A 23,222-nucleotide genomic window follows, 5' to 3' on the forward strand; every position below is an offset into this window, starting at 1 on the left:
TACCGATAAGAAATTAAATCTATTCTTATATCTGGTAAAAAACAAAGAAAACCTGTGGGTTATTGTTTTCTACTATTTTTTCCAGAAAAGATTTTTCAATTAGTTTTTTGAAGTAGCGTAATATAAACTGAGTTGAGTGGAAATACTGCCGAGTGGAAAACCCATAACTCATAACCTTCAACTCACCTCTTGAAACCAACATTCAGTATTTTGACTAATTATCTTATAAAAAAGAAACCACTTTACACGGCTTCGCCGCGGTGAGTCCCATTTTGGTTCACCTAATATCAAGAGTTGGCAAATTTAAACTAAAAAAACAGAATTTACGCTCTTTTTTAGCTACTGATTTGTTGCTTTTTTTTGGATTATATAATACAATTTTATATCCTATTATTTGCTAAATATCAAACTGTTAGTCTAATTTTTAGTTGTTTTTTTAGTAAATTTTTATAAAAAAATACTCATTTTATTTTCTTTTCTACTTTAAGAACACATCCTAAGGACTCCAAAACGAGTACATAATGATTGTGTTTTACCTCCTGCACTACCGCAGATTGTGTGATAAATGGTCCTGATTCCAGTACGATTTTATCTCCTTTTTGCCATTTGTCTACCATGATTTCAAAAGTATCAGGCACATTCAACCAATCTTGAATGGCTTGAATCTCTTGGTCTTTTACAATGGCGGGTTTCCCTAACCAAAACAAATAGCGTATGGCACCTGTAATTTCGAATATTACATTGCGTTCCTTTTCGTTGACTTGCACAAAAATATAGGAATTAAATAATGGCACCTCAATTTTCTTTTTGCGATCCGACCATTGACTGATTTTGGTAATCAAAGGACAATAGGCTGTAATCCCTATTTCAGTCAAGCGTTCCGCAACTTTCTTTTCCCACTTGGGTTTGGTGTAAACTACGTACCAGTTCATATTTTTTTTATTATTTATTCCTTTATATACGTAATTCAATCTTTCTTTTAACTATTCACATCCTTACAAAACACACCCCTAACCCCTATAACTCCATTTTTATATTTTATAATGGAGTCGTTGAATCTTCGATTTCAAGAGGGGAATCAGACCCCGTAATCATCAAAGCATTTACTTTTCAAAACAAATTCTAAAAAAATCCGATGTGTTAAATTTACAATTGTTTAACTAACCATTTCTTATTAGCACTCCTAACTCCCCTCTCGAGAGGGGCTGGGAGTGTGTTTATTTTATACACAAACAAAACCCAATCTATTCTCTTTATTCTATTCTCTTTATTCTATTCACTTTATTCTATTCTCTTTATTCTAAAATTCAGAAATCTAAAATCCTTCTATGAGTACTGTTTCTCATAATAAGAAGCATACGCTCCCGAAGTCACATTATTCAACCAGTCTTGATTATTCAAATACCAATCGATAGTGATTTCTAGTCCTTGCTCAAAAGTTACTGACGGTTTCCAACCCAACTGGGTGTTTATTTTGGAGGCATCAATAGCATATCGCAAATCGTGCCCTGGCCTGTCTTTTACGTAAGTGATTAATTTAACCGATTCACCTGTAGCTCTTCCTAGTTTTTGATCCATTATTTGGCACAATACTTTAACCAAATCAATGTTTTTCCATTCGTTGAATCCGCCAATATTGTAGGTTTCATGATTATTACCATCGTGAAAAACGAGGTCAATAGCCACTGCATGGTCCTTTACAAACAACCAATCTCTAGTATAATTTCCATCTCCATAAACCGGCAATGGTTTGTTGTTGATGATATTATTGATAAACAACGGAATCAATTTTTCTGGAAAATGAAAAGGACCGTAATTATTAGAACAATTGGTAATTACGTACGGCAATCCATAGGTTTCTCCATAAGCGCGAACAAAGTGATCTGAACTTGCTTTGGAAGCTGAATACGGTGAATTTGGGTCGTATGCGGTAGTTTCTGTAAACAATCCTTCGGCACCTAGCGAACCATAAACCTCATCGGTGCTTACATGGTAAAAGCGTTTGCCTTCAAAATTACCTAGCCATTGTTTTTTGGCTGCATTCAATAAATTCATTGTTCCAATCACATTGGTTTTTACAAAAGCCAAAGGATCTTCAATGGAACGATCGACGTGAGATTCGGCAGCTAAATGAATTACCCCGTCAAATTGTTGGTTTTGAAACAAAGTATCAATGAAACTTTCATCGGTAATATCTCCTTTTACAAAAGTGTAATTCGGTTCTTTTTCGATATCCTTAATATTTTCCAAATTCCCTGCATAGGTCAAGGCATCCAAATTAAATATTTGATAGTTTGGATAATTTTGCACAAATCTTCTTACGACATGCGATCCAATAAACCCCGCTCCTCCTGTAATAAGTATCTTTTTCATTTTTATATTTTTATATTGTCTTAACTATTTCTTTATGTTTTCTATTTTCTCCATTCTACCCTCTAAAATCTGACTTCTAACTTCCAATCACCCAATACCCTCCCGTTTTTGGAGCGCCTCTGAATTCAATTTTATGGTCATCCTTTAATTGCTTTACCCAACGTTCTACGGTTCGTTGAGTAACTTTAAAATGCTCTTTCATTTCTAATACATTTATCCCTGGCTTTTTTTCAATAAGAATAAACAATTCATTTACACCGACATTTACACCGACATTTACACCGACATTTACACCGACATTTATAACGCCATCGTTTATTTCAGTTCCATTGGCATAAACCGTTACGCGAAAACCATTTTGAAACCCTTCGAAAGTTGGAGCCGTCAAACCGTAATTCACAAATGCATGGGTGATGCGCTTGATACCCGATCCGTATTTTTCTATAATACCTGATTCCCTAAACAGGTCGGCAATTTTTCGGTTTCTGGCATAAGAAGTATAAGTCCCAGCACGCAATTCATCAAAAGTCATTCCGTTTCCTAACCCTCCGGGATTGTAAAATTCAATTTTATGGTCAAAAATTTTAATAATGGAATCCCCTGCATTTTGATAATCGCGATGCACAATCATATTTATGACAATTTCACGCAAAGCGTCCAAAGGATATTCCCAACGTTCTTCCCTTTTGGGATCTCCCGTTATAATATAATTTTTATTAATGTGTTTTCTGACAAATACTAATGTCTCTTCTACTTCTGTAAACAAATCCGATCGCAAAACCACACTGTCTTTGATACTCGTCTCTGTAGAAAACCGGCCTATTGAAATTGTGGCGTCAAAAACTTCATTTTTGGAAAACAGCAAATGACAGGCATTGGCAATTTGTCCATTTTCTTTCAGCATTTCAAACTTCCGAAGCACCGTAAGCGGATCATCTTGAATTTGATTCTCCCGAATTCCATTGGAGGATTCAATAAAACGATTTACTTTATCCAAGTCAATAGTCCCTAAATCATAATGAGGAGAAGGATAATAATCCCAACTGCTGTTGAAAGTCTTCAAATGCAAATCGGATATCTCTTGCAAATTCATTTGATAATTGGCATTTTTGACTCTTTTGTAATAACGCCCTTTGAAGGCCACAGGCTTAATCGGAAATTCTTGAATACTAAAAACCAATACCGATACACCATTAATCTCCTCCACTGTAACATCGGGTATTATGGACGGAATGGTTTTATTTCTTATTTCGTTTGTCCATTGTTGAGCGCTTTCTTTTCCTATTTTAAAATTAGAAATCGCTACACCATTATCATCCACACCTACATAAACGCTTCCTCCTTCAGCATTGGCAAAAGCCACCAAAGTAACAATTACCTCATCATTGAAGCTCGATTTTAATTCGATATGTTGACTTTCTGTTTTCAGTTATTTCTATTTTCTATCCTCTCTATTCTTTATTCTATTCTCTTTATTCTATTCTCTTTATTCTATTCTCTTTATCCTATCAAATTGTCATTGACATTGCTATTGTCATTGTCATTGCTATTGCCATTGAAATTGTCATAACTTCCCATCAACCCCGTCCGTCAAAACACCCTTAACATCGTACAATATGCTGCATTTTTCTCTTAACGAATTAATTTCCAAATTCAAAAATTCAGCATGGGCTACACCAAGGACTACTGCATCATAAGTGGCTTTTGGCACCTCATTGAGCATCGTCAATCCATATTCATGTTGCACTTCAGAAGGATTTGCCCAAGGATCAAAAACAGTCACTTCGATTCCATAATCTTCCAATGCTTTGATTACATCTACGATTTTGGTATTGCGTACATCTGGGCAATTTTCTTTGAAAGTAATTCCAAGCATTAATAATCTTGCACCGTTGATAGTCACTCCTTTTTTGATCATCAGTTTCACCACTTGCGAGGCCACATAATCGCCCATACTGTCATTCAAACGGCGACCGGCCAAAATTATTTCAGGATGATAGCCTTTTTCTTGTGCTTTTTGTGCCAAATAATACGGATCTACTCCGATACAATGTCCACCAACTAAACCGGGCTTGAAGGGTAAAAAATTCCATTTTGTACCTGCAGCTTTAAGAACCGCTGCAGTATCAATATCCAGAAGATTAAAGATTTTGGCCAACTCATTGACAAAGGCAATATTGATGTCGCGTTGCGAATTCTCAATTACTTTGGCAGCTTCAGCCACTTTTATAGAAGGAGCAAGGTGAGTTCCTGCTAGAATAACCGATTGGTATAATTCATTTACTTTTTGACCAATTTCAGGAGTGGAACCTGAGGTTATTTTCAATATTTTTTCAACGGTATGTTCTTTATCACCTGGATTAATTCGTTCTGGAGAATACCCTGCAAAGAAGTCGACATTGAATTGCAATCCCGAAACTCTCTCCAGGACAGGTACACATTCCTCTTCGGTTACACCCGGATAAACGGTAGATTCATAAATAACAATATCTCCCTTTTTTAAAACCGAACCAACAGTCTCGCTGGATTTGAACAAAGGAGTCAAATCGGGACGATTGTTTTTGTCTACTGGCGTAGGCACGGTAACAATAAAATAAGTACAATCGGCAATGTCATTAATTTGCGAAGAACAATACAATCCTTTTTGATTGCTTGGTTTTGAAACCAACACTTTTTGCAAAGTTTCATCATCCACCTCGAGGGTACTATCTGTTCCAGACTGAAGAGCTTCAACTCTGGTTACATTGATATCAAATCCTACAACCGAAAAATGGGTGGCAAACAATCGTGCCAAAGGTAAACCAACGTAACCCAAACCTATTACTGCAATTTTTATGTCTTTATTCAATTTCTTAAACTAATGTTAACTTTAAAAATTTTGTTTATAAAAAACAGATTATTAGAAAATGAACTTCCGAAAATTTAGCACAACTTTCCTCTGAATTAAGCACACAAATGTACAAAAAATAAGAATCGAATAAAATCAAAAAACACTTCCGACAAAGCAAAAAAAAAGATTTCTAAAAACTATAACTGTAAACAACTAATAGTCAATAAAAATCTTCTTTCTAAATTTACTATGCAATTTAGAAATCACTGTCTTTGGTGGTGCTTAATTTAATACTAAATGTTTGTTTTAAGCGCTATTCAATTGCAATTTCAACTGATCAAGAACCTATGGCTTGATATATAAATCCCATTGTTTCTAATCTTTCTTTATTTAATATATTTCTACCATCAAATACAAAAGCAGGTTTTTGCATACCATCATATATTTTTTGCCAATCATAGTTTGCAAATTCATCCCATTCTGTAAGTATGGCGATGGCATGCGCATTCTCACAAGTCAAATAAGGATCTTCAAAAGTTAGAACCCTTTTAGCATTCTCATTAGCCGTTCTAGATTCTAGATAATCCAAATCCGAAAGTATTTTTTTATGAGATACTTTTGGATCATATACTGCAATATTGGCTTGTTCGTAAATCAAATCATTAGCAACATAAATCGCAGCAGATTCTCTAGTATCATTGGTATCCTTCTTGAAAGCCCAGCCCAAAAAAGCGATCTTTTTGTCGGCAACAGTATTGTACAATGTTTGCACTATATTATTAGAAAAACGACGTTTTTGATGGTCGTTCATAATAATAACTTGTTCCCAATAATCGGCCACTTCGTTCAATCCGTATGATTTTGCTATATAAACCAGATTCAAAATATCTTTTTGAAAACAAGAACCTCCAAATCCAACTGAAGCTTTCAGGAATTTAGACCCAATACGGCTATCCATTCCAATTGCTTTGGCTACTTCAATTACATCAGCTCCTGTTTTTTCACAAAGCTCAGACATGGCATTTATTGACGATATTCTTTGAGCCAAAAAGGCATTGGCCGTCAGTTTTGACAACTCCGATGACCAAACATTGGTAGTCAATATTTTCTCAGGACTCACCCAATTAGCATATACATCTACTAAAGCTTGAATGGCTTTTTGACCTTCTTCCGAAGAATCTCCACCGATTAATATACGATCTGGATTCAATAAGTCTTGAACTGCAGTTCCTTCTGCTAAAAACTCTGGATTTGACAAAATTTGAAACTGCACTCCATTCCCGGTGGTATCCAAAATACTTTTAATAGCCTCGGCAGTTCGTACTGGCAAAGTAGATTTCTCCACTACTATTTTATTACTTTTGGCAACACTAGCAATTTGTCTGGCGCACAATTCAATATATTTTAAATCAGCAGCCATTCCTTTTCCTTTTCCGTAAGTTTTTGTAGGCGTATTTACAGATATAAAAATGACTTGAGCTTCCTCTATTGCCTTATCCACTTCGGTAGAAAAAAATAGGTTTCTTCCTCTAGCTTCGGCAACAATACGGTCTAATCCAGGCTCGTAAATTGGAATATTATCTGTATTCTCATCATTCCAAGCCGCAATTCTTTCGGCATTCAAATCGACAACTGTAACTTGAATATGCGGACATTTTTGTGCAATAACGGCCATTGTTGGCCCTCCAACATATCCCGCTCCGATGCAACAAATTTTTGTAATTTTCATATTGCTAACAATTTCTATATTCTTTACTCTATATTCTTTACTCTCTATTCTCTATTCTCTATTCTCTATTCTCTATTCTCTATTCTCTATTCTCTATTCTCTATTCTCTATTCTCTATTCTTTACTCTCTGTTCTAAAATCTATTTCCCATTAAGGTTCTCCCAATACCAACCCACCGCTTCTTTCAAACCTTCTTGTAAAGAAAATTTTGGATTATAACCCAACATTGACTTTGCTTTATCAATACTAGCCAACGAATGTGGAATATCACCCGCTCGATTAGGTCCATATTCAATTTCAATAGTAGCAATCTTTGGATCGTATTCGGCTAAAAAGGTTTTTAAATAGTCTACTAAATTGTTCAAAGTATTTCGATCTCCATAAGCCGTATTATAAACTGTATTTACCGCTTTAGGATTTTCTGTAGTCATCGCCAACTCATTCATTTGAATTACATTATCAATATAGGTAAAATCACGGGAGTAATTCCCATCACCGTTTATTGTTGGGCTTTCATGTTGCATCAATTGCATCACAAACTTTGGAATTACAGCTGCATAAGCTCCATTAGGATCTTGCTTTCTTCCAAATACATTAAAATAACGCAAACCAATAGTTTCCAATCCGTAGGTTCTACTAAAAATCTCAGCATACAATTCATTTACATATTTTGTAATAGCATAAGGAGAAAGCGGTTTACCTATAATGTCTTCTACTTTTGGCAACCCAATAGAATCACCATACGTAGATGAACTCGCTGCATAGACAAAACGTTTTACTTTGGCATCTCTTGCTGCTACAAGCATATTCAAAAATCCGGAAACATTAACATCATTGGTTGTAATTGGATCATTTATTGACCTTGGAACAGAACCTAATGCTGCTTGATGCAAAACATAATCTATCCCTTGTACAGCTTGTTGGCATGTTTCTAAATTTCGGATATCACCTTCAATAAGTTTGAAATTGCCATTATTTAAAAAATCTTTCAAATTATGACGGTGACCAGTCGCAAAATTATCCAAACAAACAACCTTGTAATTTTTGGATAAAAAATACTCACATAAATTAGACCCAATAAATCCAGCACCACCCGTAATTAATATTGACTTATTTTCGTTAACATGCATTTCAAATTGTTTTAAAGGTGTAAATTTTAATTTACTTATTTTAGAAATATTTTATCGAAGAAGCTTTTCTTTTTTTCAACCTCAGTGTATCCGTTTGAATAGTTTCCGTTTCCATATCCATATCCATAACCGTATCCACCTCCATATTTGGCTTTGTTTTCAAAACCATTCAAAATAATACTTGTATTCTGAAGTTCACCGCGATTGGCTCTATTATTCAACAACGTAATCATTTCTTTTTTGGTGAAATTTTGTCTTACAATATACAAAGTAACATCACAATATTGTGCCAATTCAAGTGAATCTGCCACCAAACCTACAGGAGGTGTATCCAAAATGATGTAATCGTATTTTTGTTTAAGCTCTTCCATTAATTCTGACATACCATCACTCATAATTAACTCGGATGGATTGGGAGGTATTGGCCCAGAAAGAATTACATCGAGAAAAGGAACTGAAGTATGATTTACAATTTCCTCTAACTTTTTTTGTTTGATAATATAATTAACAACTCCGACATTATTAAGCAAATTAAACTCTTCATACAATTTAGGTTTTCTTAAATCCAAACCAACAATCACGGTTCTTTTTTCGCTTAAAGCAAATACAGTAGCAATGTTTATGGAACAAAATGTTTTTCCTTCACCACTTACCGAAGAAGTAATCATCAACGTTTTGGCCCCAGCTACATTTTTCTTTTTGTACAAAAATTGCAAAGAAGAACGAATCGCTCTAAAAGACTCTGACAATGCAGAATTAGGCTTTTCAAAAACAGCTAAACTCATATTTTTGGATTGCATTCCAACAATCCCGATTAATGGAATACTTGTAAGCGCCTTTATATCTTCAGGATTATGAATAGTATTGTAAATGAAAAACAACACAATAATCACTATTAGTGGGAGTAAGATTCCCAAAAATAGCGCCAAAATATAGTTTACACCCGTTTTTGGTCCTATTAAACCTCCTCCAATATCTTTTGCAGGATCTATAAAATGAATGTCCGATAAATTAGCTGCTTTTACAATATCGGCTTCACTTCTTTTTTGAAGAAAAGTATTGTAAATATTATCATTTAAGTCGTATTTTCTTTTGATTTTAATAAGCTCTTGTTGGTCATCCGGAAGGCTCTTTATTTTACTTTCGGCTTGGTTAATTTTACTTCCCACCATTGCCAAATCATATTGTAAAGAAGCTTTTGCTGTTATAATATTTTCTAATAAAACATTTTTGATGGATTCCATTTGATTATCAAAATCCCGAAATATTTTTTCACTTTTTACCGCATAAGCCATTTCAGATCTTTGAGTAGATAATGCAATTAATTTTGAAACATTTACCACTATATTCGGATCTTCAATTCCTGCAACAGAAGGTGCTGGTAGTTTTGAATAATCGACACTATTCTTTAAGTATGCTTTTAACGAGTTATAATAAGTAAGTTTTCTGTTTACAGCATCTTTCTCAAGGTCAAAATCTACAATTCTCTCAGAAAATTTAGCTCCTCCTCCTTCTTCTATATCGTAAATATTTTTGTCTTTTCTAAATGTTTTTAACTCATTACCCGTTTCTTTCAAATTGGATTCCATGGCGACGAGCGTACTATCAATAAAATGAATTGTATTGTTTGCAAACTGATTCTTGCCATCCAATTGTCTTTTGATTAACATATTGACAGTTGCATTCAAGTACTCCACCATTCTAGCTTTATTGGTTCCTTGCATGCCAAGAGTAATTATAGAACTTCCTTTGTCATCCGACTTTACGTTAATAGTTCTATAATTCGAAACCGTCCCGTCAAAATCATTAAATTGAACAAAATATTCGTTTCCTTTATAAAAACCTGGATTGTCTTTTATTTGCAATTTCCAATTTAAAAAAGGCAAAATTACTGACTCTCCTACTTTATATTTTTTTACAAATTCCCCTTCTGCAACTGCGGTTGTGCTATAACTATTATCAGAATAATGAATCAATGATGCCATTGTTCCTTCAAAAGGAACTCTTAATTGATATTCATATTCGCTCAAGAATTTGATACCAATCGCTTTTCCTGTTACTTGACCTTGTTTTTTGTCTATATCCAAATAAAAAGGTACTGCCCCATAAGCATCCTCCAAAATATATTTTCCTTGAACCAAATAATCGATGTAAAATTGCAATTTGGAAACAACCAATTCATTATGTGAACGCGATTGAAGTGTTGTCGAAATAGTTTGAATTTGATCTGAAGTCCCCCCCCAATTAAATACCAAACTTGTGTTGGAAGTAAATAATGGATTTGTTTCTTCTTTTATTGAAATAAGAGTTTCTATTCCGTAAATTTTTTGTTTTCTAATATTTACTTGATATGCTATAAAAAGCGAAATAATAACTGAAGCCAAAAACCATTTCCAATAACTTAAGATTTTTAATAAAAAACCCTTAAAATCAAAACCTGGTTGATTTTCAAAAACCGAAAAATCTTTAATATCTAACATATTTTGATCTTATTTTATCGTTTTTATCAGTAAATATGAAGTAGTAAACAATGACAAAAGTGTTATAATAGTTGTCAAAGATTGAATCCCAGTACTTCCTGTACCCCAAGTCTTTTGTTTGAGTGGTTTTACATAAATATAATCATTGGGTTGCAAAAAGTAGTAGGGAGAATTCATTACATTTTTGTTTGTCAAATCAATGTCTTTCATCTCTGTTCCATTTGGGGTTTGTCTGATAATAGTAACTGCTTTTCGATCTCCTGTAGTAGTAATATCACCAGCATTTGCAATAGCTTCCATTATATTAACCTTTTCTTGAAATAAAGTTTTGGTACCCGTGCTACCAACTTCTCCATTTATAGTATATCGAAAACCTGCTAATTTAACCACCACAAAAATACTGGCATTTTCTTTGAAATAATCTGCTAACAATTGTTTTTCAATGCTAATTCGCACTTCTTCCAAAGTAAATCCCATAACATTCATCTCTCCCAATACTGGCATTCTGATGTTACCATGGTCATCTACAGTGAAACCATCAAAATACAAACCCGATTCCGATTGACTTGAAGCAGTTCCATCAGTTGTTGGATTAAATATAGTTACCAATTTAGGATCGGATGCTTTAATAGTTATACTCAAAACATCATGCGTTTGCAAGCGATACGGTTTTGATTCTACCATAGCAATTGCTCCTTGATTTGAGGAATCTCCTTTGTTTTGAAGATAAACCAAATCCTTTACTGGAATACAAGAAGTAAATAAAACACTGATAAATAAGAATATAAAGAATAATCTTTTGTTCATTTTTAATGATTTAATAACAAATATAGTTTTTCTTCCGAAAACATTTAAATTTTGGTTACCAAGAACCTAAATCACTACTTATTAGAAGAAAAATATATTTTAACTGATTTTCAATTATTATTTTAAAAGCATTGTGGCTTAATTGGTTTTTAATGATTTTTCAAAAGGTACTCTCTGCAATATACTTCGACCTAGAGTCACTTCATCTGCATATTCTAATTCGTCTCCAACAGAAATACCTCTTGCAATTGTCGAAACAATAATTGAACTTTCCGCAATTTGTTTATAGATATAAAAATTGGTTGTATCCCCTTCCATTGTAGAGCTTAATGCAAAAATAATTTCAGTTACTTGACCCAATTTTACTTTTTCGACCAAAGAACTAATATTCAATTGACTTGGTCCAACTCCATCTATTGGCGAAATTTTTCCTCCCAAAACATGATATATTCCTCTAAATTGTCCTGTGTTTTCAATAGCCATTACATCTCGAATGTCTTCTACTATGCAGATAACTTGATGATTCCTATTTTTATTGGCACATATTTCACAAGTTTCACTGTCTGAAATATTATGGCAACTGTTGCAATATTTAATTTCTTCCCGCATAGACAGCAAAGCCTGAGACAAAAAAGTGACTTGCTCTTTGGGTTGTTTTAACATGTGTAAAACCAGTCGCAATGCTGTTCTCTTACCAATTCCAGGCAACTGAGACATTTCATTAACTGCTTTTTCTATTAATTTTGAAGAAAATTCCATGGATACAAAAGTAAGCAATTTGATAAATTGCATTTTAGAAAATTGAATCTATTTTAAAAGTCACCTTTAATATTTCTTTCTAAGATAAAATTCTATTGGTCAAGTTAAAACAAGTGCCAAATGTTTGAAAAAATACAACTATATCTATTAAAAAAAACATAATTACTGATGGTTTATCCCAGATGGAAACGGCATCCTTTTTTGGTCCAGTCCCGTTTTTTTTTCTAACGGGACTAGACCAAAAAAGATATAGTGGACAGCTGGAAAAAGATCCAAAAATTAATACTTATTTAATGTCAACAATACTAATGTACAGGCAACTTCGGCTTTGATATTGTTTAATTCTAATAATTGATAAAACTCTGGATTTTCAGTGCCTGGATTAAAAATAACACGTTTAGGTTTTGCTTCAACTATATAATTATAATAATCTCTTTGACGTGTAGCGTTGATATAAAGACTTACTGTATCTATGTTTTTAATGGGTATAACTTTTGTTTTAATTTTAACGCCAGCAACTTCCCCCATATTTTGTCCTAAAGCTAGAACGGAATGCCCTTTACTCACCAACAATTCAATTGCTTTATACGCAGCTCTTTCAGGTTTTGTAGTTGCTCCAAGAATAAGCGTTTTTTTATTTTTTATCATTTTATTTCTATATATAATGCAAAAGTAATCAAAAAGGAGCAAGTGCCCACAATTAGTTGGACTAATAGGTTTGCATACCGTATTAATTTACTATAAATATCAAGAATATATTAAGGCTATTGAAATATATAATTAGCAATAAAAACAATATCCTAACACAGAAACATATCTAATTCTCTAAAAAAGTGTATTTTTACAATAAAAAATTAAAAGCGCATGGATTTATTCATCTATTTATTTGCTGCATTATTCTCCGTTCTTAACCCAATTGGTACTGTTCCAATATTTGTTGGTTTAACACATGGTGATTCCAAAAAAGAATGTTCTAGAATTTCATTATGGACTGCCATAAATGTTTTTTTGATTCTTCTTATTTCATTCTTTGTAGGTAAATATGTTTTAAGTTTTTTTGGAATTAGTATTGACTCTCTTCGAATTGCGGGTGGATTAATTATTGTAAGTTCTGGATTCTCTTTGTTATCTGGGAAATTTAACAAAAAACGAGGAATCAATAAAAAAATCGAAACAGATGCACAACAACGCAATGACATTGCATTGACACCTTTGGCTATGCCAATGCTTGCTGGACCTGGATCAATATCCTTACTCATTGCTTTTTACCAAGAACACCATGCTACAAATGAACTTATTATAGCTACAGGTGCAATTTTGGCAATTGCTATTGTTATTTTTATTATCCTTAGAAGCGCTAATTTTTTAGCACAATTGCTTGGTGCTTCTGGAATTGTTGCCATTTCCAGAATAGTTGGTTTTATAGTAATTGCAATTGGAATTCAATACATTGTTAGCGCAATTATCAATATCATCAAAGGAAATTTGATGTAATACTCAAAAAATCAATAAAAAAATTCCAATTTCCAATTTTGTTATTGGAAATTGGAATTTTTTATTGGGATTTAAAACTTACTCTTTTGGCAAGAAAATCTCAGCCATCATGCATCTAGCACTTCCACCTCCACAGGCTTCAATGGTATCAAGACTAGAGCTCAAAATAGTAACATGTTCTTCAAGCTGGGCAACTTGTTTTTTAGTCAAACTTTGGTGTGCAGAAGCACTCATAACTAAATATCTTCTATCATCCATCCCTTTTAGCTCAAGCATATTCCCAGCAAAATTATTCACTTGATCTTCTGAAATCAAAATCACTTCTTTCTCATCTCCTTTTAGACTGTCAAGAACCATTTTGCGTTCTTTTTTGTCATCAATGCAATCCGCACAAATAACCGCAAAGGTTTCTCCAATACACATCATCACATTAGTATGATAAATCAACTTACGTTCACTATCAACAGTTTGATATGCTTCAAAAATTACTGGTGAAAATTCAAAATCTTCGCAAAACTCAATAAATAACTCTTCATCTGCTCTTGGAGAAAGTGCACAATATGCTTTTCCATTTTCTCTGTCCAAAACCAAACTTCCAGTACCTTCCAAGAAAAAACCATCTTCTTCTGCAGAAGTATAGTCCATGATATTATTTATTATGAATCCTTTTTCTTCTAATGTATCCAAAATATCTTCGCGACGCTCTTGTCTTCTATTTTCGGCAAACATTGGATATAAAACTACATCACCGTTCCCATGAAAAGAAATCCAATTGTTCGGAAAAATACTGTCCGGAGTATCCGAGTTTTCCCTGTCATCAACAACCGTTACATCGATACCGACAGCACGAAGTTTTTCAACAAAAACATCAAATTCCTGTTGCGCTTTTGCGTTAACTGTTGCTGGCAAAAGACCATCTAATACTTTTTGATAATAATTATTTACTGCAGTTTGCTCATTCATTCGAAATGCAACTGGTCGTATCATCAAAATGGAGTTTGTTGTTTGTTTCATATTATTTAGTTTAAAAGATTCATGTTATAAAGTTAAACCATAAACCCAAATTATTAATCTTATAATCTTCTCAGGATTCTTATTTAGACACTCAGATTCTATTTTTTTCTAAAAAATCTTTCTCGAAATCTATTAATCTTAATTAACAATATTAGTAAAACTGTTTAATTTTATATTTTGTCAACTTAAAATCTTAAAAAATTAGTTTCTTAGAATCTTGATAACTAATTACTCCCTTATTAAGGGCAAAGTAGAACAACGTAATAATCCTTCTTGCTTTGCAATTTCAGAATAGGGTATTTCTTCGACAATAAAACCATTTTCACGTAGCCAATTATTTAATCTAGTAAAATTCTTTTCGGAAACAACAACATTTGTATCTATCGAAAAAACATTAGAATTCATATGATACATTTCATCTCTAGTAATATGAAACAAATTTTCTTTTCCGAATAAATCTATCAGAAACATATAATCCGCTTCTTCTCTAAAACCATTTTTATATATTATTCCTTTATCTTTTCCCACGGGTTGAAAACAGCAATCCAAATGCAAAGCATTATCCCGAGCTTCAATCTTGGACTTGACCAAATCAAATTCCTTTACAATCTTGCTTGGAAACAACTCTTTTAAAAAATCCACTCCTTGCCAATTGGTTCTTGCAGTAATATAACTCGCATAATCACTCCCTTTATAAGTCCCGACAAAAACATAATTACCCCAAAGCATTACATCTCCTCCTTCAATATGCACTTCTTCAGGCGGACGAACAACTTTTAAAGGATTAATTTGTTCAATTACGAATTGAATAGCATCCAATTCTCGTTCTCTATCTGGTAATATATTTGATTTTATAAAAGTATCATCAATTACAAAACCTATATCTCTTGTAAATATTTGGTTGTAACTATCTAGCATTTCAGGTCGCAAAACAGTTACTCCATATTTTTGAAACACAGCATTAAACGCTTCCATCTCTAGAACCATATCTGTTTCAACCGGATAAGTATTGGCTAAAATATGCTCCAAAGATTTAGGATCATAAGCTTCATTAGCGGATGGTGTTGGTCCATTATTTACAGCCGAACCTAATACTACAACTCTTAATTTGGAAGTTTCGTTTTTAATATTTAATTCTAGCATTTCCTTAAACTTTTTTCCAAAGATAAAAAAAAAGCTTCACCATTTGTGAAGCTTTTTATTGAATTTTAATCTTTATGATTTTGGATATTCTCTCAAAGGATATCCTGTATAAATTTGTCTTGGTCTGCCAATTGGCTCTTTATTCTCTCTCATTTCTTTCCATTGAGCAATCCAACCTGGTAATCTACCAATTGCAAAAAGAACAGTAAACATATCAGTTGGTATCCCTAAAGCTCTGTATATAATTCCTGAATAGAAATCTACATTTGGATATAAATTTCTCGATTTGAAATATTCATCTTCTAAAGCAGACATTTCTAATTTTTTGGCAATTTCAAGAATAGGATCATCAACTCCTAAAGTAGCAAGTACTTCATCAGCTGCTTTCTTGATGATTTTTGCTCTTGGGTCAAAATTTTTGTAAACTCTGTGTCCAAAACCCATTAATCTAAAAGGGTCATTTTTATCTTTCGCTTTCGCTAAATATTTATCAGCGTCTCCACCAGTAGCATGAATTTCTTCCAACATCTCAAGAACAGCTTGATTTGCACCTCCATGCAATGGTCCCCATAAAGCAGAAACTCCAGCAGATATTGAAGCAAACAGCCCTGCATGCGAAGAACCTACCATTCTAACAGTAGATGTTGAACAGTTTTGCTCATGATCTGCATGAAGAATAAATAATTTATCTAATGCATCAATTACAATTGGATTTGCTTTATAAGGCCCTGTAGGCAATTTAAACATTAAATCCAAAAAGTTCTCTACATAACCAATTGTATTATCATAATAGTTTAATGGATAACCCATACTCTTTCTATAAGTCCAAGTTGCAATTACCATAAATTTCGCCATTGTTTTACAAACAGCATCATACATCTCTTTTGCATTATCAGCATCTACAGACTTTGGATTAAAAGCAGTTAAAGCACTTGTCAAAGCAGACAACACACCCATTGGATGCGCGGTTCTTGGAAATCCATCCAAAATAATTTTCATTTCTTCACTTACCAAAGTGTACTTACGAATATCATTTTCAAATTGTTCTAGTCGTTCAGCAGATGGCAAATCTCCAAAAATAATTAAGTATGAAACTTCTAGAAAATGAGATTTCTCTGCTAATTCTTCTATAGAATACCCTCTATATCTTAAAATACCAAGTTCTCCATCCAAAAAAGTAATTTCACTTTTACATGAACCTGAATTTTTATAACCAGGATCAAGAGTAATTACTCCTGAAATATCGCGTAACTTACTAATATCTACCGCAGCTTCGTTTTCACTACCAACAATAACAGGAAGCTCAAACTTGTTACCGTCTATTTCTAATATTGCTATTTTTGACATAATCTTTTATGAAATAAAATTTTAAATTATAATTTATCAAATCTAATGAATTCCACACTAATTTAAAAACTAATTGACGATTCAATTTGTTAAATATTCAATAAAAAAGCCATTCAAGTATGTTGAATGGCTTAATTATTATAATTCTATTGGTATTACTTTATTTTAAACGCATTTTTCCCAGGAAAATATGCAGAATTCCCAAGTTCTTCTTCAATACGTAATAATTGATTGTATTTTGCCATACGATCTGAACGTGAAGCTGAACCTGTTTTGATTTGACCACAGTTTAATGCAACTGCTAAATCTGCAATGGTATAATCTTCTGTTTCGCCAGAACGGTGAGACATTACAGATGTATAACCTGCATTTTTAGCCATATTTACCGCAGCAATAGTTTCAGTTAAAGTTCCAATTTGGTTAACTTTTACCAAAATTGAATTTGCAATTCCTTTTTCAATTCCAGTTGACAAACGATTAACATTGGTTACAAATAAATCATCACCAACTAATTGAACTTTATCTCCAATTTTTTCAGTTAACAATTTCCAACCATCCCAATCATTTTCATCCATACCATCTTCTATAGAAATAATTGGATATTTAGATGCTAGTTCAGCTAAATAATCAACTTGTTCGGCAGATGTTCTGATTTTACCCGTTGGTCCTTCAAATTTAGAATAATCGTATTTACCGTTTACATAAAATTCTGCAGCAGCACAATCTAAAGCAATCATAATTTCGTCTCCGAAAGTATAACCCGCCATTTCAACAGCTTTTTTAATTGTATCTAATGCATCTTCTGTACCTCCAGCCAAAGTTGGAGCAAATCCTCCTTCATCACCAACAGCAGTAGAAAGACCTCTATCGTGTAAAACTTTTTTAAGATTGTGAAAAATTTCAGTACCCATTTGTAAAGCTTGAGCAAATGAAGTTGCTTTAACTGGCATAATCATAAACTCTTGAAAAGCAATAGGCGCATCAGAATGAGATCCTCCATTGATGATATTCATCATTGGCAATGGCAATGTATTTGCTGACACTCCACCTACATATCTATATAAAGGTAATCCTAATTCATTTGCAGCAGCTTTTGCAACAGCAAGAGAAACTCCCAAGATTGCATTAGCACCTAAATTTGATTTAGTTGGAGTACCGTCTAAATCAATCATCATTTGATCAATCAAATTTTGTTCAAAAACAGATGTGCCTAATAATTCTTCAGCAATTTTAGTATTCACATTTTCAACCGCTTTCAAAACACCTTTTCCAACAAAAGCTTTACCTCCATCACGTAACTCATGAGCTTCATGTTCACCTGTTGAAGCACCAGAAGGAACAGCAGCTCTACCTAATACTCCATTATCAGTAACTACATCAACTTCTACTGTAGGATTTCCTCTTGAATCAAAAATTTGCCTTGCGTGAATTTTAATAATAATACTCATTATTCTTATTTTTTATGTTATTAATTTGTATTTTACTCAAAATTAAGTAAAATAAATCATAAGTCTTTATTTCAAAAACGTTAATATCCTTTTATTTATTAACGATAACGTTTTAGTCCTGAACAGATTTTATGTTTTCAATAAACTGATCAAAAAGATAAGAAGAATCGTGCGGCCCAGGACTTGCTTCAGGGTGATATTGTACTGAAAAACAATTTTTATTTATCATTCGCATACCAGCAACAGTTTCATCATTTAAATGCAAATGTGTAATTTCTAAATCGGGATGATTGTCTAGTTCTTCCTTGTTAACAGCAAATCCATGATTCTGAGAAGTGATTTCTCCTTTACCTGTTATAATATTTTTAACTGGATGATTAATCCCTCGATGTCCATTAAACATTTTATAAGTTGATACACCATTAGCCAAAGCAATCACTTGATGCCCTAAACAAATACCGAATAACGGCTTATCATTTGAAATTATTTCTTTAGCAACTTTTATTGCGCTTTCTAAAGGATCTGGATCACCAGGACCATTAGATAAGAAAAAACCGTGTGGATTAAAAGAGGCTAATTCTTGATAGGTTGAGTCATAAGGAAATACTTTAATATAGCAATCTCTTTTTGCAAGATTACGAAGTATGTTTTCCTTTATCCCTAAATCCAAAGCAGCTATCTTATAAGTAGCATTTTCATCTCCATAAAAATAAGGTTCAAGCGTAGAAACTTTGGAAGCCAATTCCAATCCTTTCATATTAGGAACTGCTTTCAACATTGTTTTTAATTCTTCTACTGATGTATCGTCTGTACAAATTACAGCATTCATAGCTCCATTTTCGCGAATATAACTTACCAAAGCTCGAGTATCCACATCCGAGATACAAATCAAATTCTGTTTGATAAAATAATTCTCTAGACTTCCTTCAGCATCTTCCCGAGAATAATTAAAACTAAAATTTTTACATACTAATCCCGAAATTTTAATACTGCTGGATTCAACTTCTTTTTCATTTACTCCATAATTCCCAATATGAGCATTTGTAGCTACCATCAACTGACCAAAATATGAAGGGTCTGTAAAAATCTCCTGATAACCAGTCATACCAGTGTTAAAACAAACTTCTCCAAAAGTTTTCCCAGTAATACCAATAGATTTTCCATGGAATATGGTTCCATCACTTAATAGAAGAATAGCGCTTTTTCGTGTTGTATATTTCATTACTTAATTTCAATTTTTTTAGATTATTTTACATAACGTTTTTTAAGCGCCCAATAAAACATATATTTTTTTTTGCAAATTTAATTTTTTAAAACAGTGAACGCAATGATTTTATGAAATAATTATACTGATTATAAATCAAATTATATATTATAACAAAATTAATCCTTAATGTTCCTAAATTAAAAACTAATAAAGAAGTATTTACAAAATGATTCTTTATTTAATTTTTATTTTTAACGTAAAGAATAAAAAACAAAAAAAAAGGATAAACTATAAAATAGTTTATCCTTTAATATTATTGAATACTTATTTTCATAACTATTCAGCAGCATCTGCAGAAGGTTCAGCTTCAGCGGCTGGAGCTTCAGTAGCTTCATCAGCTTTTTTAGCTTTTCCACCACGACGGCTTTTTGCTTTTACAACTTCTTTTTTTCCACCATTGTAAAGTTCATTGAAATCTACTAGTTCGATCATTGCCATATCAGCATTATCTCCTAAACGATTTCCAACTTTAATGATACGAGTGTATCCACCTGGACGGTCACCTACCTTAGCCGCTACATCTCTGAACAAGTCAGTAACTGCATATTTACTACGTAAGTAAGAAAAGACGATACGACGATTGTGTGTAGTATCAGATTTTGATTTTGTTATAAGCGGTTCAACGAATTGTTTAAGCGCTTTTGCTTTAGCAACAGTAGTATTAATACGTTTGTGCTCTATAAGAGAACAAGCCATATTAGCCAACATAGAACTTCTATGTGCAGTCTGTCTGCTTAAGTGATTGAATTTTTTTCCGTGTCTCATTGCTTTATGAAATTTAACCCCGATTAATCGGGATTAGATTATTCTTTATCTAGTTTGTATTTAGCTAAATCCATCCCGAAGTTCAAATTTTTAATAGCAACTAGTTCGTCTAGCTCTGTTAAAGACTTTTTACCGAAATTACGGAATTTCATTAGGTCATTTTTATTGAACGATACTAAATCTCCAAGTGTATCAACTTCAGCCGCTTTCAAGCAATTTAATGCTCTTACAGAAAGATCCATGTCTACAAGCTTAGTTTTAAGCAACTGTCTCATGTGTAATGACTCTTCATCATAGGATTCTGTTTGTGCAATTTCGTCAGCCTCTAGTGTAATTCTTTCGTCAGAAAACAACATGAAATGGTGAATTAAAACTTTTGCAGCCTCAGTAAGAGCATCTTTTGGATTGATTGAACCATCAGTTTTAATTTCAAAAACTAATTTTTCGTAATCTGTTTTTTGCTCTACACGGAAGTTTTCAATTGAATACTTTACATTTTTTACAGGAGTAAAAATTGAATCAGTAAAAATAGTTCCTATTGCAGCATTCTGTTTTTTGTTTTCCTCAGCAGGAACATATCCTCTACCTTTTTCGATAGTTAAATCGAAATTCAGTTTGATTTTACTATCTAAATTACAAATTACAAGTTCTGGATTCAAAACTTGGAAACCTGAAATAAATTTTTGAAAATCACCAGCTGTTAATTGATCTTTACCAGAAACAGATATAGTAACTGATTCATTATCGATATCTTCAATTTGACGTTTGAAACGTACTTGTTTAAGATTAAGGATAATTTCGGTAACGTCTTCAACAACTCCTGAAATAGTAGAAAACTCATGATCTACACCTTCTATACGAACAGATGTAATTGCATAACCTTCTAATGCTGAAAGCAAAACTCTTCTAAGTGCATTACCAACGGTCAATCCGTATCCTGGTTCTAAAGGTCTGAATTCAAACTTACCTTCAAAATCGGTTGAATCGATCATGATAACTTTATCGGGCTTCTGAAAATTAAATATTGCCATAAATTTCGACTAAGTCAATTATTATTTGTTGTACAACTCTACGATTAATTGTTCTTTGATGTTTTCAGGAATTTGAAGTCTAGCAGGGACAGTAACAAATGTACCTGATTTAGTTTCATTATTCCAAGTAATCCACTCATAAACATGACTTGAATTAGATAAAGAACGTTCGATAGCCTCTATAGATTTAGATTTTTCACGAACACCAACTACATCACCTGGTTTCAAGTGATAAGAAGGAATATTTACATTTTCTCCGTTTACTGTAATGTGACGGTGAGAAACGATTTGACGAGCACCTCTTCTAGATGGAGCAATTCCCATTCTAAAAACAACATTGTCTAATCTTGCCTCACACAATTGTAACAATACTTCACCAGTTACACCTTTAGTAGCTGATGCTTTTTCGAATAAATTTCTGAATTGTTTTTCTAAAATTCCATAAGAATATTTAGCTTTTTGCTTTTCCATTAACTGGACAGCATATTCAGATTTTTTTCCTCTTTTTTTAGCCATCCCGTGTTGTCCAGGTGGATAATTTCTTTTTTCGAAAGCTTTATCGTCTCCGAAAATCGCTTCTCCAAATTTACGAGCGATTCTTGTACTAGGACCAGTATATCTTGCCATTTTAAATTGTTTAAGATTGAGATTATGAATTCAGGTCTTATCCTTCGATAATCTATATTCAATCTAGGTTATACTATTATAAATTTTGAGTATTAAACTCTACGTCTTTTTGGAGGACGACACCCGTTGTGAGGCATTGGAGTAACATCGATAATCTCTGTAACTTCAATTCCACCATTATGCAAAGAACGAATAGCAGACTCACGTCCGTTACCTGGTCCTTTAACATAAACTTTTACTTTTTTAAGACCAGCCTCAAGAGCTACTTTACTACAATCTTCTGCTGCCATTTGAGCTGCATATGGAGTATTCTTTTTAGAACCTCTAAAACCCATTTTACCAGCTGAAGACCAAGAAATAACTTCACCTTTTTTGTTTGTCAAAGAAATAATGATGTTATTGAAGGTAGCAGAAATATGAGCTTCTCCCGTTGATTCAACGATAACTTTACGTTTTTTTGCAGTTGCTTTAGCCATATTACTTATTATTTAGTTGCTTTTTTCTTGTTAGCAACAGTTTTTCTTTTACCTTTTCTTGTTCTAGAGTTGTTTTTAGTTCTTTGTCCTCTTAAAGGAAGACCAGTTCTATGACGGATACCTCTATAACAACCAATATCCATTAAACGTTTGATGTTTAAAGAAACTTCAGAACGTAATTCTCCTTCAATTTTGAACGCTGATACCGCTTCACGAATTGCTCCGATCTCGTCATCATTCCAGTCTTGAACTTTTTTATCTTGGCTAACTTGAGCTTTTTCCAAAATCTCAATTGCTCTACTATTTCCTAATCCGAAGATGTAGGTAAGTGCTATAACACCTCTCTTATTTTTTGGGATATCTACCCCTGCTATTCTTGCCATAATTATCCTTGTCTTTGTTTAAATCTAGGATTCTTTTTGTTTATTACGTACAATCTCCCTTTTCTACGCACAATCTTGCACTCGGGACTTCTCTTTTTTACTGATGCTCTAACTTTCAT

Annotated in this window: 22 protein-coding genes; 1 reads left to right on the forward strand and 21 read right to left on the reverse strand. The window is 33.0% G+C overall.

Annotated features, from left to right (window positions below):
- Nucleotides 1–461 precede the first annotated feature (461 nt).
- The 10 genes from AC8GF4_RS14125 to AC8GF4_RS14170 form a co-directional block, all read right to left on the reverse strand.
- A complete protein-coding gene (locus AC8GF4_RS14125) occupies nt 462–932 on the reverse strand; it encodes a UpxY family transcription antiterminator (RefSeq protein WP_506595582.1) in 471 nt (156 codons plus the stop codon).
- A 394-nt stretch (nt 933–1,326) separates the two neighbouring features.
- Nucleotides 1,327–2,373: a dTDP-glucose 4,6-dehydratase gene (gene rfbB, locus AC8GF4_RS14130; RefSeq protein ID WP_506595583.1), complete on the reverse strand. Its 1,047-nt coding sequence runs from the start codon at nt 2,371–2,373 to the stop codon at nt 1,327–1,329.
- A 76-nt stretch (nt 2,374–2,449) separates the two neighbouring features.
- On the reverse strand, nt 2,450–3,802 hold the full coding sequence (locus tag AC8GF4_RS14135) for an ATP-binding protein (protein ID WP_506595731.1): 1,353 nt from the start codon (nt 3,800–3,802) through the stop codon (nt 2,450–2,452).
- 135 nt (nt 3,803–3,937) lie between these two features.
- On the reverse strand, nt 3,938–5,221 hold the full coding sequence (locus tag AC8GF4_RS14140; RefSeq protein ID WP_506595585.1) for a nucleotide sugar dehydrogenase: 1,284 nt from the start codon (nt 5,219–5,221) through the stop codon (nt 3,938–3,940).
- A gap of 319 nt (nt 5,222–5,540) precedes the next feature.
- Nucleotides 5,541–6,932, reverse strand: a complete 1,392-nt coding sequence (locus tag AC8GF4_RS14145; RefSeq protein WP_506595586.1) for a UDP-glucose 6-dehydrogenase — start codon at nt 6,930–6,932, stop codon at nt 5,541–5,543.
- Nucleotides 6,933–7,072: 140 nt separating this feature from the next.
- The gene (locus AC8GF4_RS14150) at nt 7,073–8,062 is read right to left on the reverse strand and encodes an SDR family oxidoreductase (RefSeq protein WP_506595588.1); all 990 of its coding nucleotides are present in this window, start codon (nt 8,060–8,062) and stop codon (nt 7,073–7,075) included.
- A 35-nt stretch (nt 8,063–8,097) separates the two neighbouring features.
- The gene (locus tag AC8GF4_RS14155; RefSeq protein WP_506595590.1) at nt 8,098–10,542 is read right to left on the reverse strand and encodes a polysaccharide biosynthesis tyrosine autokinase; all 2,445 of its coding nucleotides are present in this window, start codon (nt 10,540–10,542) and stop codon (nt 8,098–8,100) included.
- Nucleotides 10,543–10,551: 9 nt separating this feature from the next.
- On the reverse strand, nt 10,552–11,349 hold the full coding sequence (locus AC8GF4_RS14160) for a polysaccharide biosynthesis/export family protein (protein ID WP_506595592.1): 798 nt from the start codon (nt 11,347–11,349) through the stop codon (nt 10,552–10,554).
- Between the two features lie 138 nt (nt 11,350–11,487).
- Entirely contained in the window at nt 11,488–12,108 is a 621-nt protein-coding gene (gene recR, locus AC8GF4_RS14165) for a recombination mediator RecR (RefSeq protein WP_506595732.1), read from the reverse strand.
- A gap of 279 nt (nt 12,109–12,387) precedes the next feature.
- On the reverse strand, nt 12,388–12,753 hold the full coding sequence (locus tag AC8GF4_RS14170) for a CoA-binding protein (RefSeq protein ID WP_506595733.1): 366 nt from the start codon (nt 12,751–12,753) through the stop codon (nt 12,388–12,390).
- 219 nt (nt 12,754–12,972) lie between these two features.
- Here AC8GF4_RS14170 and AC8GF4_RS14175 point away from each other — a divergent pair, with 219 nt between their 5' ends.
- Complete coding sequence (locus AC8GF4_RS14175; protein WP_506595593.1) at nt 12,973–13,602, forward strand: MarC family NAAT transporter; 630 nt, start codon at nt 12,973–12,975, stop codon at nt 13,600–13,602.
- Nucleotides 13,603–13,680: 78 nt separating this feature from the next.
- Here AC8GF4_RS14175 and ctlX read toward each other — a convergent pair whose 3' ends face one another.
- The 11 genes from ctlX to ykgO all read right to left on the reverse strand — a co-directional run bounded on the left by ctlX (nt 13,681) and on the right by ykgO (nt 23,222).
- Nucleotides 13,681–14,616, reverse strand: a complete 936-nt coding sequence (gene ctlX / locus AC8GF4_RS14180) for a citrulline utilization hydrolase CtlX (protein ID WP_506595595.1) — start codon at nt 14,614–14,616, stop codon at nt 13,681–13,683.
- A 228-nt stretch (nt 14,617–14,844) separates the two neighbouring features.
- On the reverse strand, nt 14,845–15,759 hold the full coding sequence (locus AC8GF4_RS14185) for a dimethylarginine dimethylaminohydrolase family protein (RefSeq protein WP_506595596.1): 915 nt from the start codon (nt 15,757–15,759) through the stop codon (nt 14,845–14,847).
- A gap of 72 nt (nt 15,760–15,831) precedes the next feature.
- The gene (locus AC8GF4_RS14190) at nt 15,832–17,106 is read right to left on the reverse strand and encodes a citrate synthase (protein WP_506595597.1); all 1,275 of its coding nucleotides are present in this window, start codon (nt 17,104–17,106) and stop codon (nt 15,832–15,834) included.
- 155 nt (nt 17,107–17,261) lie between these two features.
- Nucleotides 17,262–18,554 carry a phosphopyruvate hydratase gene (eno, locus tag AC8GF4_RS14195; RefSeq protein ID WP_506595598.1) on the reverse strand — a complete coding sequence of 431 codons (1,293 nt, stop codon included), beginning with the start codon at nt 18,552–18,554 and terminating at the stop codon, nt 17,262–17,264.
- Between the two features lie 112 nt (nt 18,555–18,666).
- Nucleotides 18,667–19,776 carry a glutamine-hydrolyzing carbamoyl-phosphate synthase small subunit gene (gene carA, locus AC8GF4_RS14200; protein ID WP_506595599.1) on the reverse strand — a complete coding sequence of 370 codons (1,110 nt, stop codon included), beginning with the start codon at nt 19,774–19,776 and terminating at the stop codon, nt 18,667–18,669.
- A 321-nt stretch (nt 19,777–20,097) separates the two neighbouring features.
- A complete protein-coding gene (gene rplQ / locus AC8GF4_RS14205) occupies nt 20,098–20,586 on the reverse strand; it encodes a 50S ribosomal protein L17 (RefSeq protein WP_506595600.1) in 489 nt (162 codons plus the stop codon).
- A gap of 38 nt (nt 20,587–20,624) precedes the next feature.
- On the reverse strand, nt 20,625–21,617 hold the full coding sequence (locus tag AC8GF4_RS14210; protein ID WP_264566660.1) for a DNA-directed RNA polymerase subunit alpha: 993 nt from the start codon (nt 21,615–21,617) through the stop codon (nt 20,625–20,627).
- A gap of 21 nt (nt 21,618–21,638) precedes the next feature.
- A complete protein-coding gene (gene rpsD / locus AC8GF4_RS14215; RefSeq protein ID WP_035668090.1) occupies nt 21,639–22,244 on the reverse strand; it encodes a 30S ribosomal protein S4 in 606 nt (201 codons plus the stop codon).
- Between the two features lie 92 nt (nt 22,245–22,336).
- Nucleotides 22,337–22,720, reverse strand: coding sequence for a 30S ribosomal protein S11 (gene rpsK / locus AC8GF4_RS14220; RefSeq protein WP_024981527.1), 384 nt, complete (start codon nt 22,718–22,720; stop codon nt 22,337–22,339).
- Nucleotides 22,721–22,728: 8 nt separating this feature from the next.
- Complete coding sequence (gene rpsM, locus AC8GF4_RS14225; protein WP_073210387.1) at nt 22,729–23,103, reverse strand: 30S ribosomal protein S13; 375 nt, start codon at nt 23,101–23,103, stop codon at nt 22,729–22,731.
- A gap of 2 nt (nt 23,104–23,105) precedes the next feature.
- Nucleotides 23,106–23,222 (reverse strand): type B 50S ribosomal protein L36, encoded by a 117-nt coding sequence (ykgO, locus tag AC8GF4_RS14230; RefSeq protein ID WP_008992256.1) that lies wholly within the window; start codon nt 23,220–23,222, stop codon nt 23,106–23,108.

This window comes from Flavobacterium rarum (SeqCode), assembly GCF_965234445.1.
Lineage (GTDB): Bacteria > Bacteroidota > Bacteroidia > Flavobacteriales > Flavobacteriaceae > Flavobacterium > Flavobacterium rarum.